Origin of the sequence: Lichenihabitans psoromatis (assembly GCF_004323635.1) — a bacterium.
In the GTDB taxonomy this organism is placed as follows: Bacteria; Pseudomonadota; Alphaproteobacteria; order Rhizobiales; family Beijerinckiaceae; genus Lichenihabitans; species Lichenihabitans psoromatis.
The window spans coordinates 1,652,593-1,668,398 of the sequence record NZ_CP036515.1 but is presented as its reverse complement, the minus strand read 5'-3'; the positions used below and the strand labels follow the sequence as shown (position 1 = coordinate 1,668,398).

Here is a 15,806-nt window from a genome sequence, read left to right as displayed (position 1 = left end):
CCAGACCTTTGAAAGGCTTCAAGATTCCACTTCGAGGGTAAGAAGACGCTTTTGTAACTATCTTTATAATCAAGCCATTACTTTGGAAGAATACTTGTCTCCCAGACCGAATACAAATATTCGAATGGGCGTTCCCCTGGGTGCGAAAACGTCAATGCAGGGCGGCTCTGATCTATTAGGCCTAATGACCGCAAACTGCCGAACAGGTTCTTATTTATAATCGTCCAAGAAGAGGGGATGTCGGAATGTAGCTCTGGATAGTTGATGCCAGCTCCGAGATGTTTTTGTTCAAACACGCGCTTGCTATTAGCGATATATTTCAGCCTGGCTTGATCCAGACCTTGCCTGAATGTAGAGCCGGCAAAATGTTCTATTTGAGACTGCGGGAGATAGGCGGTCGTATAGCCGGCTTCACGCAATCTGAAGCCAAGATCTGCGTCCTCGTGGTAAAAACCGAACTTGTCGTCAAATCCGCCAACTTTCGAAACTGCGGAGGTCCGCATGACGGCAAACGTTAGCTCACAAAAATCCGATTCGAGCCTATAGTAATCGCTCTCTAGAATACTCGTCTGATGATCAAATCCGACCTTTTCCAAGTTCCAAAAAACGCGGCTGCTTAAGATTGGATTACTCCTCTGCTCATCAGTTATTATTTGAGAGCATGATAAAATACCAAGCGCTGGATCTAGCGATATTTCGAACAGTAACTCTCGAGCAACGTCGGTTATGAACGTAATATCGTTATTTGATACGAAAAAATATTCAGCATCTTGCTTTATCGCAATATCGAGCGCTATATTACAACACTCCGTATATGTCCTGCGACTTGACAACTGAACAAGATTTACGTCGTACTTATTACATACCGCCTCTGTCGCGTCATCACTCCCCTGATCGAGGACGTAGATGATATGCGACGGTATCTTTAGGGTCGGCAACATTCTTTCAAGTAGGCGCGCTCCGTTGACCGACGGGATAACAAAAACAGTTTTTGCTAGACCGTCATTAAGCTGGTCATACCCACTTACGTCGAGGCTTGACAGGCCGATTGCATTATCATGCTGCATGCCGAATTGTTTCCCGATTGATACGTTCGGTCAGTACCACGGCGCCAAGCGTCTTTGCAAACGCGAACGCATTCAGATGTTGCCAAACAACGTTATATTGATCGTAAATATGACTGATTTTGCTGCGGATTTCCGGATGTCTCCGCTCCGTCAGGAGCGCGCTGCGGTGAGCATCAGCGATGCCCCTCAGGATCGAGATTCGATCAGAGAAAGCCCGTGTGGCCGCAAGGGCGACAGCGGACATAGAGTTGGCTGCGAGCGTGTCGTAACGGGTGGCGATGCGCCGGAAGTCTTTGAGCCGGCAGGAGGCGTTCTCGATCCGATGCCGGTCTTGGTAGCGCTTTTATCGAGCGAGATCTTCTTCTTGCGAGTGACACAGCCCGGGATCACCAAGACGGCTCCCGCCCGACGCAAGGTCCGACGCATCGGCGTCATAGCCCTTGTCGGCGAGGACGTAGCGGGCTTCTTGCACGCCGGCGAGGAGTTCGGGGCGATGGTCACGTCCGACACATTGCCCGGTGTCAGCATCAGCTTGAAGGGGCGCCCGACGACATTGGTGGGGGCATGGACTTTCGTCGTCTGGCCGCCGCGCGAGGGCCCGATGGCTGCGCCTTCGCCCCCCTTTCCCCGAACGCAGAGCGCTGGACCTTGACATATGCGGAGTCGACCGCCGTCGATCGGGTCGCCGCGCCTGAAGTGGTCGCAGACCGTTGTGGACGGGCCGACACAGCTCGGCGCAATCGGCCGTTCTCGGCCTCGAGCTCTTTCAGGAGCTTCATCTGTTTGCCCTTCATACCGCCGTATTCCTGCCGCGAGCGATATCAAGGTAAACTCGGTGCCCGCGATCGAGCGACCGCTTCCGCGAAGCACTTGCTCTGCGAAACCACCACAGCGGCTCGCTTATAACACACGCTTAAGCTGCCGCTGGATCGAGCTTGCGCTTAGGCTTTGAACCCGAGGTTCGGGTGGCGCTTTATTAATCAGCGTCATGCACGTAATAAGGGTGAGCCACAGGCAGGTCTGCCAGATTAAGCGGGGTACTGTCTCACAGCTGATTTGTCGTCGCCGATGGCTTGTTCATCTTCCAGCTAGATGTCGAGACCCTCCGCCACAACGATCCTATCCCGGCCCGACTTCTTCGCCGTGTGAAGGGCACGGTCGGCACGGGAAAAGAGCTGCTCAAATGTCTGATCGCCGTGCTGTTTTGCGAGGCCGGCCGATATCGTGATCGACACTTGACCTGCGTTTGTCAGGATTGGCGTCCCGGCCACTCTCTGTCGGAAAGAGTCAAGTTCTCGGACGAGCGTCGTTCGATGCTCGTTGGACGCGAGCAGAGCAAACTCTTCCCCACCCAGCCGCCCGACGCGCCCAAAACTACCAAGGCATTGTGCCATCACGCTCGCGGTCGCACGGAGAACCTGATCTCCAACCCAATTGCCGTAAGTATCGTTGACGTGCTTGAAGCGATTGACATCGACGATGATAAAGGCCATCGTCGTGAAGCTATAATCAAGGTGGTTCAGCAGTGTTCCTCGGTTTAGCAGGCCCGTTAGTGGATCAATCGTGCTGGCGCGATACGGGGCAAGCTGTGCCTTATCGTTTGTACGCGAAACCAGAAGAGCGATGAAGACACGAAGATAATTGTGACGATTCACGATCGGAAAACAAGCTGGTTCAAAACGTCTAACGCAAGGGCTGCAATCACACAAAGCACGGTAGTGCGCATCACATAGGCGAAACGCTCAAGCTCATTTGTCAGCCTGATGACGGGACGGGACAAAGCAAGCTTCTTCAACATCGTCGAATACCAGATCGATCAACCCGACAGACGATAAAAAGATAACATTTAGTCCTGCTTCGCGCCGCGTGCCACGACCCAAAGCGAGCCGTTATGTCAGAGGCGCTGCAGTTTCAAAGCGCCCGGCGTCGGCTTGGTCATCCATTGATCCACCTCGTCAGTCGTCGAAGCTTCGGTTATGGGCAGCCCACGTTCGTTCCCTATGGCCATTAATGCCAATCTGCGCGATGAAAGTATCTTGGGCGGGTCATTGGCCTGCAGTGCGGCCAAGGGATTCATACAATGTCCACGCAAGACATCACCGAGCCGGCTCATACGTGGGCTAACTTCAAGCGCGGTGTAGCTGTTCAGCGACGCGTACTGGTGGCGCTGATGATCCGCCAGCTCATGACCAAATACGGACGGAGCAACATCGGCTTCCTCTGGCTCGTGCTTGAGCCCATGATTCTATGCTGTGGCGTGCTCGTCGTTCGCTCTTTGATCTCCGATAGCGAAGAGAACGGCGTTCCGCTGATCTCGCTGCTTATAACCGGCTACCTTCCTCTGACGCTTTGGCGGCATCTCTCGTCAGCTGGAACGTTCCTCCTGCGACGCAACGGCCCGATGCTTTACCACCGGGACATCACGCTGCTTGATTGCGCTTTTGCGCTTTTCATGCTTGAGCTCGGTGGCTGTACCATTGCGTTCACGGTAGTCTATTGGTCACTTTACACATTGGGTCTTGTAGGGCCAATCTATGACCTCGGATTGATGGCATCCGGCTGGCTTTTGATGGCACTGCTGGCGTTCAGCCTGATGATGGTGTTCGGCGTGCTGACCGAGTTCTATGAGGCGGCGGAACGCTTTATCCAGCCGTTCCAATATCTTTTCCTGCCGATCTGCGGCTTCTTCTACATGGTCAATTGGCTGCCGGATTATGCACAGGAACTGTCATGGTACGTCCCTACTGTACATTGTTATGAGATGGTCCGGGGCGGCCTCTTCGGGCCGATCGTGGAGACACATTATACCCCTTGGTATCCCGTCCTTTGGTCGATCGCGATGCTCGCCTGGGCTCTTCCGATGGTCGACAAGGCACGCGACAAGATCCACTTCGGCTGAATTCGACAGCCGAAGCTTCACACGTCGTGGCGCTATCAAATATGCCGCTACCGGTCCAGAAACTCGCCTCAGCATCGACTCGCCGTAGAATTAAAGCGGAACGGAGCGAGCGGTGATCTACCGAAGATGCGGATGTGACCTTCTCCCCGCTTTCAGACCGCCGATAACTCAGCTTCGGTCTCCATAAGCCCTTGGCCCGGGCGGTTTGTAAAGTCGACGGGCGCCAGCCCGCCAAGGCTGCTGTGTGGACGCACAGTGTTGCGGCCGCTCCGCGCCATGCTTCTATGATCAGTCAGCCTCGTGCTCGCACAGAACGCCTATGACCTGATCTTCGGCGAGTCGGCCTCGCCGCATCACTCGTCTCCATCGACGAGCCAACTTACAAATAGCGTGGTTTCTAAGGAGCAGGTCAGCGACGGTAGTTGAGAGCCAAGCTTTTGTTTAAAACTGACAACTTGATCGTCATACACGCTGTTCGACTGCGTCAAGCCCCCAAGCAACCAGTTTGTCTGCCTCTGCTGTGCTTTTGGCTCCAGCATAACAACGAAGTTCCGGGGCGTTGCGCGAAACGGGAAAGTGCAACGTTGAACCACTGTTCAGCTGTCTTCGCACGCCGTCCAACATGTCGACCGGGACCTCTCGCCCGATAGGCTCCAAGAATGCGTTTTCGCTGCCGGAAGCGCTGCAAGGATCGAAGCCTTGTCGGCTTCGTAATTTTTCGCCGTATCGCGTGTAGAATTTCAGACCGTACGATCCTCGGAGATACGTCTCCCGGCACCATGATGGCTGACGCTTACCGTTGCTTCGCCGCAAGGGGCAAGGCAGGCGTCGGGGGTGCACCGCAATCGAGTGCACGGATGCCAAGCGCATGAGCGGCAGAGGCGACGGCTGCAGCGATTTCTGGACTGCTCGCGCGCAGATCCCGTCCGATGAGAATGGGGGCGGATAAGGCTTGGGCGCCCGTCGAGCGAATGTGTATAGCTTGGCCATCCCACAAGATCGGTGACCAAGCCCCGCAGCCCGCTTGTTCCAAACTTCAACTGGACCTGCGAATTAGACCCTCGACGTAACAGGTTGCAGGTGCGTTATAACGATAATAGGCCACTACGACCGACAGTTTGCTTAGGTAATGCAAACGTCGCCCCGAAAATGAATGACTAGAAACGGTGGTGCGCTACGCTGGTCCGAGGAACAGTTGAAGTCCCGATCTTCACGTTTGAGATCACGCTAAACACGATTGTAGACATCCTCGATGCGAATGATGTCATCCTCGCCAAGGTAGCTGCCGGTTTGCACCTCGATCAGCTCAAGGTTGATCTTACCAGGATTGGCAAGCCGATGGATGCTTCCGATCGGCAAATAAATCGACTCATTTTCATGAACGAGCTTGATCGCCTCATTCAGGGTGACCTCGGCAGTCCCTTTTACAACAACCCAATGCTCGGCCCGATGATGGTGCTTCTGGAGGGACAGTCGAGCGCCGGGCTTCACGACGATGCGCTTGACCTGATAGCGCAACCCTCGGTCGATGCTCTGATAATAGCCCCAGGGTCGATAGGAACGCCGATGCTCCGCCGCCTCCGGCCGCTTCAATACTTTCAGCTGCTCGACCAAATCTTTTACGCGTCCGGCATGAGCGCTGTTAAGCACCAGCACCGCGTCGTGCGTCGTCACCACGATGACGTCGTCGACACCAACCACGGCAGTCAAGACGTCTTCCGATCGGATATGAACGTTGTTGGAATCCATAATGACCCCAGAACCACGTACCGAATTGCCGAGGGGGTCTCGGTCTGACAACTCCCAGACGGCATGCCAGTTGCCGATATCAGACCAACCCATATCGGCCGCAATAACGGCCCCACGCGTGGTACGCTCCATTATGGCATAGTCGATAGAAATTTTAGTGGCCCGCGAGAAGGCCGGTTCATTCAGCTTGAACATGCCGAGGTCGTGAACACCGCTCTGCACGGCAATTCGAGCCGCCTCAGCCAGTTCAGCTTCAAAGCGTGAGAGTTCCTCGAGCATCACATCGGCTCGAAACACGAAATTCCCCGAATTCCACAAATAGCCCTCCGACACATAGCCAATTGCTGTCGAAGCATCAGGCTTCTCTACGAAAGCGTCGACATGGTGCACAGGCGAGCCAAGAACGACAGGCGCGCCTGGCCGTATGTAGCCAAAGCCGGTCGCTGGATGTGTCGGCTTGATGCCGAAGGTGACGATGCATCCGGCTTCAGCAGCCTCGGCAGCCTCCCGGCAAAGCTTGACGAATTCGGTCCGGTTCTCGATGACGTGGTCGGCAGCAAAAATTGCCAGGATGGTGCTGGGGTCGCGATTTGCGGCGATTTCAGCAGCGATCGCGATTGCTGGCGCCGAGTCGCGTCCCACCGGCTCCAAGACGATCTCAGCGTCGACGCCGCTGTCGGCAATCTGTTCAGCGACGTAGAACCGGTAGTCAAGATTCGTGATGACCATAGCAGGCTCGAACAGGGAGCGGTCACGCAGCATGTCGAGCGCCGTCTGGAAGGTCGATCGGTTTCCGACCAGCGGAATGAACTGCTTCGGCATCGTCTCGCGCGACTCGGGCCAGACCCGGGTTCCTGAACCGCCGCACATGATGACAGGAAGGATTCGCGGCATTGGGTCTCCTCCGACCAGTCCAAGTTTGCACTGCAATAGAAACCCGGACAGCCGCAGTCAAGTCGAGGGCTTCAGTCACCCAGAGGCGATCTCTTCGCCGAGTTTATCAACTCAGAGGCGTCGAGATCTTCCTTGGCAATTGACATCTCCGCGGCGACGGCAGCGCGCGAACCAGGGTCAGCGGGGCAGGAACCCGCCGCTTCGATCAGCGGTTTGGCACCACCAGTTCCGCTGCAATCCGAGCAGAAGTCCACTCCTGTTCGGGCAAGTAACCGACAAATCTGGACTGCTGAGAACCAGACACGAACACTGGTCTCCGCAACGGCGCAAACCGGTCTCCACACGAGGACCAGCGTGCGGCTCGGAAACCCAATACGCGACCCAGAGAAATGCCCTAAAAGCAGGCCTCCTAGTGGCCGGTATTTGGGCCCCAGAGAGAGTGCCGAAATGACGCTATTTCGGCCAAGGTCCTGAAATCGCAGCAGTCTCCCGCCAAAAAACGGAAATCGCCAGTTCGACGAGAGTGCGTAATGGGCCGGGAAGGACTTTAACGGTTCTCTGCACCAAGATTCCCTGCTCTGAGGGAAATCTGCAGGGAAAAACATTGAGGCGATAAACGTCTTTTCGACCTTCTCGATCGTAGATGAGGAGCGTTCGCCCAATCAATGCCGCTTCACTGCAGAGAATTACTGTTCCTTTGTCATCATCAGGGTAATACACTCTCTTTGTCAGACGGTCAGAGACAACTCTTATTGAGAGTTTATAGAGATTTATATTGAAAATTATAGAACGGACTAGGTATCACCTGACATCGTATCGCGCAGGAGCGAGTCGTGGTGAGTGTCTTGTAGTCGCCGGTAAGAGTTAGCCGGCAAACATAACGCTGCAGCAGCAGCACCTTCGTTCGGAGAATTCTGATGCACCAACCATCTTTGGCGGGACTGCTCCCGCTCGGTCAAAATTTGGGACAGCAACCCGCGGCAATGCCTCTCGGCCTCTTTGCCAAACTTCAGCTCGCCATCGGATATGTGCCGATTGCTTCCATCAACCCCTACAGTCGTAATCCCCGCACCCATTCCAAAAAGCAGATCGAGGAGTCGCTCAAGACCTTTGGTTGCGTCAGCCCACTGGTGATCGACAAGCTGGGCCTACTTATCGTGGGTCACGGTCGTCTTGCTGCAGCCAAGCTCCTTGGCTTCAAGGAGCTCCCGGTGGTCCGTCTGGATCATCTAGATGCAGCTCAGAAGAGTGCGCTCCGCATCCTCGATAATCAGATCGCGACTTTGGCTGGCGTAGACAAGAAGCTGCTGGACCTCGAGTTTAAGGACCTACTCTCCATCGACCTCACCCTCGATCTCAGCTTCGATTTCAGCATTACGGGCTTTGCCGCGCCCGAGATCGATAAGCTGGGCGACGATGCGGCCGAACCGGACGTCATCCTGACGTCGATTGCATGATCACGAGCATCAACCCGGATCACGTCTCATCATGTCGGCAATGCGTTCAGCCATCATGATGGTCGGCACGTTTGTGTTCGCGCAGGGAATAGACGGCATGAGCGATGCATCGCAAACACGGAGGTTCTCAGTCCCAAAGACCCGGGCCGCGCTGTCCGTGACCGCCAAGGGATCGTCCTCTGCGCCCATTCGGCAGGTGCAGGTCGGATGCCAGGTGCCCCCGACATTGCGGCTCACGAAGTCGGTCAGAACGGCATCCTCATTCAACAAGGCCTCGATTGTTGCGCCTTGCGTGATGAATGCGCGGACGAGAGCCGGGCGAAAGCCGGCACTCAGATCGAGGAGGCCCGAGAACAGGCCACGTTGGATTGCGCGGCTGCGGCCCGGCACCGCGATCCTTGCGACACGGGGTGAATAGCTCGTCGGAAAAACGGAGTCGCAGAGCCCGCGCATCTCGGGCCGCATCAACGTTTCGGCTCCGAATCGAAGCGCCAACTTGAGCCGCTCCATATCGCGCCAATCGGACAGCATGCGGAAATCGACATGCGGCTCGGCTCGCGGATCGGACGAGGCAAGCTGAACGAAGCCCTTCGAAAACGACTTGTTGACCCAGAAGAAGACCGTGCCAAGTCGCCGGCCAATGCTGTGCCAGCCCGAGCGCGAGAGGATCGCACCATGCATATCTCCGTTCGGCGTGCCCTCAAGATCTGAGGAAAAGCGGACGATCGCCTGCTCGTGATGCTCGGCAGGATCGCGGAAACGGGCGGCCGGCTGCAGAAACGCCGACACCGCGATCGAGGGATGCTCCATCAGATTTTGCCCGACACCCGGACGGTCGGCCACGACCGGAATCCCGAGTGCCGCAAGGTTTGCGGCGGGTCCTACGCCAGACCGCATCAGCAGGGCCGGCGTGTGGATTGCTCCTGACGAAACAACCACCACGTCGGCGGCCATATGTTCGGCAGGGCCGCCGATCATCGGGGCCAGCAATGCGCCCGTGGCTCGGGTTCCTTCGAAGAGAATGCGCTCCGCGATCCTGTCGGTCAAAATGCAGAGATTGGGGCGTCGGCGCACGGCGTCGGTGAGGTAGCCGACGGACGTCGGAACTCGTTCCCCCGCTTCGCTCGCAACAAGCGCTGCGGCATAGACACCGTCCTTCCACTCGCCATTCTGATCCGGCCGTGTAGGAAAACCGCGCTGGGCGAGTGCATCGGCGACGGCCGCCACGAAGGGAGACATCCGGTCCGGGGTGATTCGACGGACCGGAAGCGGTCCTTCCAGCCCGTGCAGAGGGCCGATGAAATCACAATCCCGCTCGAGCTTGCGGAAATAAGGGAGGCAGGCCTCCCAATTCCAGCCCAAGGCGCCGAGCCGCTCCCATTCGTCATAGTCATTTGGAGAGCCGCGGTTGGCCAGCAGCGCATTGATGGCCGAACCCCCGCCGAGAATTCGGGCCTGCTCATATCGGCGGGTCGCTCTCGCAACGCTGTTGCTACGCGGCGATCCCATAAAGGCCTGCAGGCTGTTCCAGATGTTGCGGGTGTCGAGATAGGCACGGCCGGCATATCGACTACGGATGTCGGCCGGCATGGTCTCGAGAGAGATGTCTCGCCCCGCTTCGACCAGCGTGACGCGGAACCGCGGGTCTTCCGTGAGGCGGGCCGCCAAAACGCAGCCGGCCGACCCGCCGCCCAGAATGAGCACGTGGGTCAAGGCTTCCCTCCGGCCTTTCGTGCACTGAGCCAAACAGTGAGCAACAACATCATGGAGGCCACTGTCAGCAAGGACGAGATGGACGCGATGGTCGGATCGATCTCGTCTCGGAGAGCTGTAAACATCCGCTTCGTGAGAGGTTGGTTCGATCCTCCGGACACGAAGAGAGCCACGACCGTCTCATCCAGAGCCGAGATGAAGGCGAAGAGTGCGCCGGTGACGACGCTTGGCCGGATTTGCGGAAGTGTAACGATAAAGAAGGCGCGCAAGCGGTTCATCCCGAGGCTGCGGGCAACCATCTCTTGAGCGTGGTCGAATTGCCGGAAGCCCGCCGAAACCGCGGTGAGGACAAACGGGATACCGAGCATGATGTTGGCTAGCACCAGCCCGAGCCACGTGGCCAGTAGCCCGAGCCGGGCATAGACGAAGAACACGCCCACGGCGACGATGACGATCGGTGTCACGAGTGGCAGGAGCAGGAGAGCTTCCGCCATTCGCCCGAGGCGGCCGGTCATATGGCTCAACGCATAGGCAGCGGCGGTTCCGAGCACGGTCGCGCAGAGCGCCGATGAGACCGCGACCGTAAGGCTGACCTTTGTGGACTGCATCCACGCGGCCGACTCGAGATAGCTCTCGTACCAGCGCAACGACAGGCTTGGGGGCGGAAAGGTCAGGAAGCGGGTACTCGAAAACGACATCGGGACGATCACGAGCAGCGGCAAAATCAGGAATAACAGGATCAGGAGAACCGCTGCCCCGAGGAGAAGATGAAACGGGTTGAGGCGCGTCATTTCGCACCGGCGACGCTTTTGAGCGGCACGGCCAATCGGCCGACCGCCAGGATCAGCATGACCGCGACGAGCAGGACGACGCTGATGGCGCTGGCGGCACCCCACTGGTTGTAAAGTTCGATATTGCGGCTGATCAACATGGAGACCATGAGCGTGCGGCCTCCTCCAAGCAATTCCGGGGTGATGTAAAAGCCGAGGCAAAGCACGAAGACCAGGACTGTTCCGGCCGCCACCCCCGGCATGGACAACGGGAGGAACACGCGAGCGAAGACGGTCGCGGGCCGTCCTCCAAGGCTCGCACCGGCGAGAAGCAGATCGCGTGGGATCTTCTGCATGGCGGCATAGAGCGGCAGCACCATGAAGGGGAGCAGGATGTGGATCATGCCGATGAGAACGCCGATTTCGTTATTGGCCAGACTCAAGGGTGTATCGATGAGGCCCATTCCCATGAGAAGCTTGTTCACGACGCCGGTGCGCTGCAGCAGCACCAACCAGCCGTAGGAGCGCACGAGCACGCTGGTCCAGAAGGGCACGACCACAAGCGCCAGCACCCCAAGGCTGAGCCATCGGGGCAAGACTGTGGCGGCGTAAGCGACAGGATAGCCGAGCAGCAAAGTCGTCACCGTGACCTCGACGCTCAACCGGAATGTCAGCAGGAAGCTTCGGCCATAAAGCGGCTCCGTGTAGAGACGGCGATAATTCTCAAAGGTGAAGCCGTTATCCCAGACGGATTGCCACGCGAGCCACAGCAGCGGAACAAGCAGCAGTCCGACGACGACGAGCAAAGCTGGCGCGAGCAGCAGGAACAGCATCATCTGCTCCTGCCCGCGACCGCGAGGGGACGAGGTGGAGGTTTGCGTCACGTTGGTCGCCATAGCTCGGCCTCGTCCCGACGGATCATTGTTGAACGAAGGTCGCCCAACGCTTGAGCGCGGCGTCGCCGGCTGGCGACGACCACCACGCGCTGGCGATCAAGGCTTGTTTGGCTGCGTTTTCGGGCGCGCTCGGGAGGGTCTTGGCCAGATCCGCAGGGATGATTCCAGTCTTGAAGGCTTGGGGATTGCCCGGACCATAGTTGATCGCAAGCGGAAGATGCGCCTGGAGCTTGGGGTCGATTGCCTCGTTCAGAAAGCGCACGGCTGTCTTCAGATGCGGTGCATTTTTCAGGATACAGAGGGATGTATTCTGCAACAGGCCCTGGTTGAAGGTGAATCCGATATCAGGATTATCTTTCATCACGGACGTGACGCGGCCGTTCCACGCCATTTCCATATCGACCTCGCCGTCGTGCAGAAGCTGGGCCGATTGGCCGCCCGAGGTCCACCAGACCGTGATGTTTGGCTTGATCTCCTCTAGTTTTTTGAAGGCGCGATCGACGTCGAGCGGGTAAAGCTTGGAGGGCTCCACACCATCGGCCATAAGGGCCGCTTCGAGGGTCGCGAGCGGATGGTTCCGCAAAGCGCGTGTCCCGGGGAATGCTTTGACGTTCCAGAAATCGGCCCAGCTTTGGGGCGGGTGGCCGCCAAATTTTTTTGTGTTGTAGGTGAGAACGCTGGAATAGAACTCATAGGCGACCGAATAGGGCGTCTTATACGCCTCCGGCATATTGGCCGCGTTGGGGATCTGACTAAAATCGAGTTTCTCGATCAGCCCCTGATCGCCGCCGCGGACACAATCCTCCGTCGGCGTATCGACGACGTCCCACGTCGGAGCGCCTGTGGCGCCCTGTGTCTTAATAACCGGCCACGCATCCGGGCTGCTGTCCTGGTTGACTGTGATCCCAAGCGCCTTGGCGGCAGGATCGAGGATCGCCTTGGTCTGCGCCTCCTGGTAGGCGCCCCCCTGCGACACGAAAACGACCTGATCGGCCGCGGCCGCGAGCCCTGTCGTGGCCAGCAGCGCAAGAAGCGAGGCCGACAGTCTAACGTTTGACGATGCAAAACACCGGATCATGCTGCTCTCCCTCGTTGATTGCGACGGCCGCCTATCGGCCGGCGGAATCCAGAAGTTGGTACCAGCCGGCGGCGAGGCGCACGCCGGCTTCTCGGAATGGGTAGAACGGGACGGTTCGGAAGCGCTCGGCGTCGAGCAGCGCGACGTCGAGGTGCTCACCCCGAACCATCGCGGCCACGTATTTGCCCATGAGGGTCGACATCGCGACGCCTGCGCCGTTGTAACCCACGGCGAAAAGAGTTCGGTCGTCGATCCGGCCGACATGCGGAAGCGCGTCGAGCGTCATGCCCACAAGACCCGACCAGCGATAGTCGACCTTTGTCGCCGCGAGGGTCGGAAACGTCCGGATCATAGCCTGTTGTAGCGCCAGGAACGCGGTGTCCGAGTCGGCCTTGCCGAAGGCGCCGCGGCCACCGAACAGAACGCGTCCGTCCACCATGCGAAACCATCGCATCATGCGCCGGGTCTCGACATAGACGCGACGGGTGGGCATTACGGTGGCCGTCTGGGCCAACGAGAGCGGGGCGGTCGCGATCATGGCGCTGCGGAATGGAATGAGCTTTCGCCGCACGGCGGCGGTCGCCGGCGTCAGGTCCGAATAGGCGTTCGTCGCAAGCACCACATGTCGGGCGTTGACGGCACCGTCCGGCGTTTCGACGACGGTCCGTTGGCCATCCCGACGCAGGCGTAGTGCCGGGGATGCCTCGAAGACGTCGATGCCTTGTGCGGTCACTTCCCGCGCGAGACCACCGAGATAGTTGAGGGGGTGGATCGCGCCCGCATGGGGTGACAACACCCCGCCGACAAAGCCCGAAGACCCGGTTTCCCGCGCCACCTCGTCACGCGAAAGAGCCGAAACCGAGCTGTCCCCCATCTCGGCCCTCATCCAGTCCATATCGGCGATCGACGCCGCGAGTGAGACGGCATTGTGGGCGGCTTTGACCTGCCCGACGCGCGCATAGCCGGCGTCCGTCAAACCGAGGTCACTGACCAAAGCTTCGAGCACGTCGACCGACTCATGGGCGATCGCATACATCCGCCGCGCCACGTCCATCCCGTGCTGGGCCGCCGCCTGGGCAAAGGATAAGCGGAACTTCGCCGACACGACGCCGCCGTTGCGCCCGCTTGCGCCCCAGCCGAGGGTATTAGCCTCCAACACGACGGGTCGCAGACCGCCAGCCGCGATATGGTGCGCGGCAGACAGTCCCGTGTATCCACCGCCGATGATCGCCACATCGGCCTGCACCTCGCCCGCAAGACGGCGGCAAGCCGCCCTCGGCGTGGCGCTGGTCGACCAAAGCGATTGGACCGGCGTGGCGATCTGCATCAGGCGGCTCGGACCGCCGGCCCATCGAACGCCTCGTCGACGGCGTCGGCCAATTGAGCGAGCGTCGCGAAATGGTAGTCGGGTTTCGTAAACGTTTGAGGGGCCGGCGTGCCGCCGTAGCCGTCCTGGCCCTGACGACGCTCGATCCAGCATACCGTGTAGCCGAGCTGCCGGGCGATCCCGATGTCGTGATACTGACTCTGCGCCACATGCAAAATATCGCGGAATTTGTAACCGAAGGCTGATTGGCGCCCACGGTTGAAAGCGAAGAAACTGGGGTCGGGCTTGGCCACGCCGGTGTCGTCACAGCAGACGGTGTCGTCGAACGGGTCACTCAGGGTCTGTGCATAGCAAGACAGGGCCACGCGATCCGCGTTCGTCATGGCAACGAGTCGAAAGCGCCGACGAAGCCGTTGCAGCGCGTCGGCAGAATCTGCGAAAGCTGGCCATTGCAGCACCGCGGTCTGGAAGCCTTCGGCATGCTGGGTCTCGTTCGGAAACCCCAGTTCGGCCGCCACATGGCTATAGACGTGGCGCATGACCTCGCTTGAGCGGCTGTAGTTCCGGTCCCGCCCCGTCTTGTAGGACGCGAATATGGCGTCGTCGCTGACCTCAGCGGCCGACTTACCGGAGACGGCCCGAAAATAATCGAGGACGCCCTTTTCGAAGTCGATCAATGTTCCGACGACATCGAAGGTGAGAAGCTTGAAATCCCGAAGCGACATGTACGGTCTTTTCCTATTGGCGCGATGTTGCTGATTGAAGGCCATTCATGGTCCGGCCAATTGCCGGTCGTCTTCCGCCGCCACGATCACGGTATCGTTCGGGTGGAGCAGGAGATCGATGCGTCCGCCGGGCGCCGGAAGGTTGAGGCGGCCGAGATGGTGACTTGGCTGGCGAAAACTGACGGTGACGCCGCCGTCGAGGAGCACGAAGACCCGAAGGCTTTCGCCCTGATAAATTGTTTCCGTGACGGTACCCGAGAGTTGGTTCAACACCGGATCAGCCGATCGGGCCCCGACGACGAGCTTTTCGGTCTGCAACGCAAGCATCAGGGAACCCGTGGCCGGAATCGTTCGTGTGGACCGCAGGATTGTGGGCCCCAGGCTCACGCCATCGTGCCCGGCCCGCGTCACGGGAACGAGCGTCGCCTCTCCGATGAAGCTCGCGACGAAGCGGTTCGCAGGTGTGTCGTAGAGCCGCTCGGGCGTATCAACCTGTTCGAGACGGCCGCCCCGGAGGATCGCGATGCGGTCGCTCATGGTCAGCGCTTCACGTTGATCATGCGTCACGTAGACGATCGTCGCGCCGAGCTGGCGATGGAGGTGACGCAGTTCGATCTGCATCGTTTCCCGCAGCTGTTTATCGAGTGCCGAAAGGGGCTCGTCCATCAAGATCAGCTTCGGCCGAAACACGATCGCGCGGGCGAGCGCCACGCGCTGGCGTTGGCCACCCGAAAGTTGCGCTATGTTGCGGTCTTCGTATCCAGCGAGCTCCATCATGGCGAGAGCGCGGGATACGGCGTCTTTCTGATCCGCCCGTGGCACCCGACGTGCCCGAAGCGGAAAGGCGACGTTTTCACCGACGGTCATATGGGGAAACAGCGCGTAATTCTGGAACACGATGCCGATCCCGCGTTTGTGCGGTGGCGTGAACGTTACGTCGTTTTCGCCGAAAAAAATGCGTCCCGCGGAGGGCTGGGCGAAGCCGCCTAAAAGGCTGAGCAACGACGTCTTGCCGGAGCCCGATGGCCCGAGCAAAGACATGAACTCACCGGGAGCGATGTCGAGATCGATGCTGTCGAGCGCCATAAACGCGTTATAGCGAAGGCTCGCGGCCCGGATCGACACCCCGATATTTTCGGACGACCCCATTGTCGTCGAGAAGGAGGGATCGGCCGCAAAACTCATGCTTATACATCCTCCTCCGACGCTAAAAACCGGTCGCGGATCGAAC

General features: G+C 58.7%; 13 protein-coding genes and 1 pseudogene. 2 read left to right on the top strand and 12 right to left on the bottom strand.

Annotation, left to right across the window (positions count from 1 at the left end; all coding sequences use genetic code 11):
* Positions 1-77: 77 nt before the first annotated feature.
* The 3 genes and pseudogenes from EY713_RS07740 to EY713_RS07730 all read right to left on the bottom strand — a co-directional run bounded on the left by EY713_RS07740 (position 78) and on the right by EY713_RS07730 (position 2,722).
* A complete protein-coding gene (locus EY713_RS07740) occupies positions 78-1,067 on the bottom strand; it encodes a glycosyltransferase family 2 protein (protein WP_131114281.1) in 990 nt (329 codons plus the stop codon).
* Positions 1,068-1,275: 208 nt separating this feature from the next.
* Positions 1,276-1,762 (bottom strand): annotated as a pseudogene (locus tag EY713_RS23120) (IS5 family transposase); the annotation flags it as partial.
* Between the two features lie 393 nt (positions 1,763-2,155).
* Positions 2,156-2,722: a GGDEF domain-containing protein gene (locus EY713_RS07730; protein WP_165491057.1), complete on the bottom strand. Its 567-nt coding sequence runs from the start codon at positions 2,720-2,722 to the stop codon at positions 2,156-2,158.
* Between the two features lie 425 nt (positions 2,723-3,147).
* On the opposite strand from EY713_RS07730, the gene EY713_RS07725 reads away from it, so the two are divergent.
* Positions 3,148-3,966 (top strand): ABC transporter permease, encoded by an 819-nt coding sequence (locus EY713_RS07725; RefSeq protein WP_131114279.1) that lies wholly within the window; start codon positions 3,148-3,150, stop codon positions 3,964-3,966.
* Between the two features lie 793 nt (positions 3,967-4,759).
* Here EY713_RS07725 and EY713_RS07720 read toward each other — a convergent pair.
* Together EY713_RS07720 and EY713_RS07715 are read right to left on the bottom strand one after the other, a co-directional pair.
* Positions 4,760-4,963 (bottom strand): hypothetical protein, encoded by a 204-nt coding sequence (locus tag EY713_RS07720; RefSeq protein ID WP_245572936.1) that lies wholly within the window; start codon positions 4,961-4,963, stop codon positions 4,760-4,762.
* Between the two features lie 230 nt (positions 4,964-5,193).
* A complete protein-coding gene (locus tag EY713_RS07715) occupies positions 5,194-6,609 on the bottom strand; it encodes a mannose-1-phosphate guanylyltransferase/mannose-6-phosphate isomerase (RefSeq protein ID WP_131114278.1) in 1,416 nt (471 codons plus the stop codon).
* 917 nt (positions 6,610-7,526) lie between these two features.
* Here EY713_RS07715 and EY713_RS07710 point away from each other — a divergent pair.
* Complete coding sequence (locus tag EY713_RS07710) at positions 7,527-8,066, top strand: ParB/Srx family N-terminal domain-containing protein (RefSeq protein WP_131114277.1); 540 nt, start codon at positions 7,527-7,529, stop codon at positions 8,064-8,066.
* A gap of 9 nt (positions 8,067-8,075) precedes the next feature.
* Here the strand turns inward: EY713_RS07710 and EY713_RS07705 are convergent, their stop codons facing one another.
* From EY713_RS07705 to EY713_RS07675, 7 genes are read right to left on the bottom strand one after another with little or no spacing between them, the layout of a single operon-like run.
* A complete protein-coding gene (locus tag EY713_RS07705; RefSeq protein ID WP_245572985.1) occupies positions 8,076-9,770 on the bottom strand; it encodes a GMC family oxidoreductase in 1,695 nt (564 codons plus the stop codon).
* Positions 9,771-9,775: 5 nt separating this feature from the next.
* Positions 9,776-10,570 (bottom strand): ABC transporter permease, encoded by a 795-nt coding sequence (locus tag EY713_RS07700; RefSeq protein WP_131113700.1) that lies wholly within the window; start codon positions 10,568-10,570, stop codon positions 9,776-9,778.
* The gene (locus tag EY713_RS07695; RefSeq protein WP_131113701.1) at positions 10,567-11,445 is read right to left on the bottom strand and encodes an ABC transporter permease; all 879 of its coding nucleotides are present in this window, start codon (positions 11,443-11,445) and stop codon (positions 10,567-10,569) included. Before EY713_RS07695 ends, EY713_RS07700 begins: the two co-directional genes overlap by 4 nt.
* Positions 11,446-11,467: 22 nt before the next feature.
* On the bottom strand, positions 11,468-12,523 hold the full coding sequence (locus tag EY713_RS07690; protein ID WP_131113702.1) for an ABC transporter substrate-binding protein: 1,056 nt from the start codon (positions 12,521-12,523) through the stop codon (positions 11,468-11,470).
* A 31-nt stretch (positions 12,524-12,554) separates the two neighbouring features.
* A complete protein-coding gene (locus tag EY713_RS07685; RefSeq protein WP_131113703.1) occupies positions 12,555-13,850 on the bottom strand; it encodes an NAD(P)/FAD-dependent oxidoreductase in 1,296 nt (431 codons plus the stop codon).
* Complete coding sequence (locus EY713_RS07680) at positions 13,850-14,575, bottom strand: HAD-IA family hydrolase (RefSeq protein ID WP_131113704.1); 726 nt, start codon at positions 14,573-14,575, stop codon at positions 13,850-13,852. The genes EY713_RS07685 and EY713_RS07680 overlap by 1 nt, the downstream gene beginning before the upstream one ends.
* Before the next feature lie 45 nt (positions 14,576-14,620).
* The gene (locus EY713_RS07675) at positions 14,621-15,760 is read right to left on the bottom strand and encodes an ABC transporter ATP-binding protein (protein WP_245572884.1); all 1,140 of its coding nucleotides are present in this window, start codon (positions 15,758-15,760) and stop codon (positions 14,621-14,623) included.
* Positions 15,761-15,806 lie beyond the last annotated feature (46 nt).

Excerpts from the sequence above, each read along its gene's own strand:
- EY713_RS07740 (WP_131114281.1), bottom strand. The coding sequence starts at position 1,067 with ATGCAGCATGATAATGCAATCGGCCTGTCAAGCCTCGACGTAAGTGGG.
- EY713_RS07725 (WP_131114279.1), top strand. The coding sequence starts at position 3,148 with ATGTCCACGCAAGACATCACCGAGCCGGCTCATACGTGGGCTAACTTC.
- EY713_RS07715 (WP_131114278.1), bottom strand. The coding sequence starts at position 6,609 with ATGCCGCGAATCCTTCCTGTCATCATGTGCGGCGGTTCAGGAACCCGG.
- EY713_RS07710 (WP_131114277.1), top strand. The coding sequence starts at position 7,527 with ATGCACCAACCATCTTTGGCGGGACTGCTCCCGCTCGGTCAAAATTTG.
- EY713_RS07700 (WP_131113700.1), bottom strand. The coding sequence starts at position 10,570 with ATGACGCGCCTCAACCCGTTTCATCTTCTCCTCGGGGCAGCGGTTCTC.
- EY713_RS07695 (WP_131113701.1), bottom strand. The coding sequence starts at position 11,445 with ATGGCGACCAACGTGACGCAAACCTCCACCTCGTCCCCTCGCGGTCGC.
- EY713_RS07690 (WP_131113702.1), bottom strand. The coding sequence starts at position 12,523 with ATGATCCGGTGTTTTGCATCGTCAAACGTTAGACTGTCGGCCTCGCTT.
- EY713_RS07685 (WP_131113703.1), bottom strand. The coding sequence starts at position 13,850 with ATGCAGATCGCCACGCCGGTCCAATCGCTTTGGTCGACCAGCGCCACG.
- EY713_RS07680 (WP_131113704.1), bottom strand. The coding sequence starts at position 14,575 with ATGTCGCTTCGGGATTTCAAGCTTCTCACCTTCGATGTCGTCGGAACA.
- EY713_RS07675 (WP_245572884.1), bottom strand. The coding sequence starts at position 15,760 with ATGAGTTTTGCGGCCGATCCCTCCTTCTCGACGACAATGGGGTCGTCC.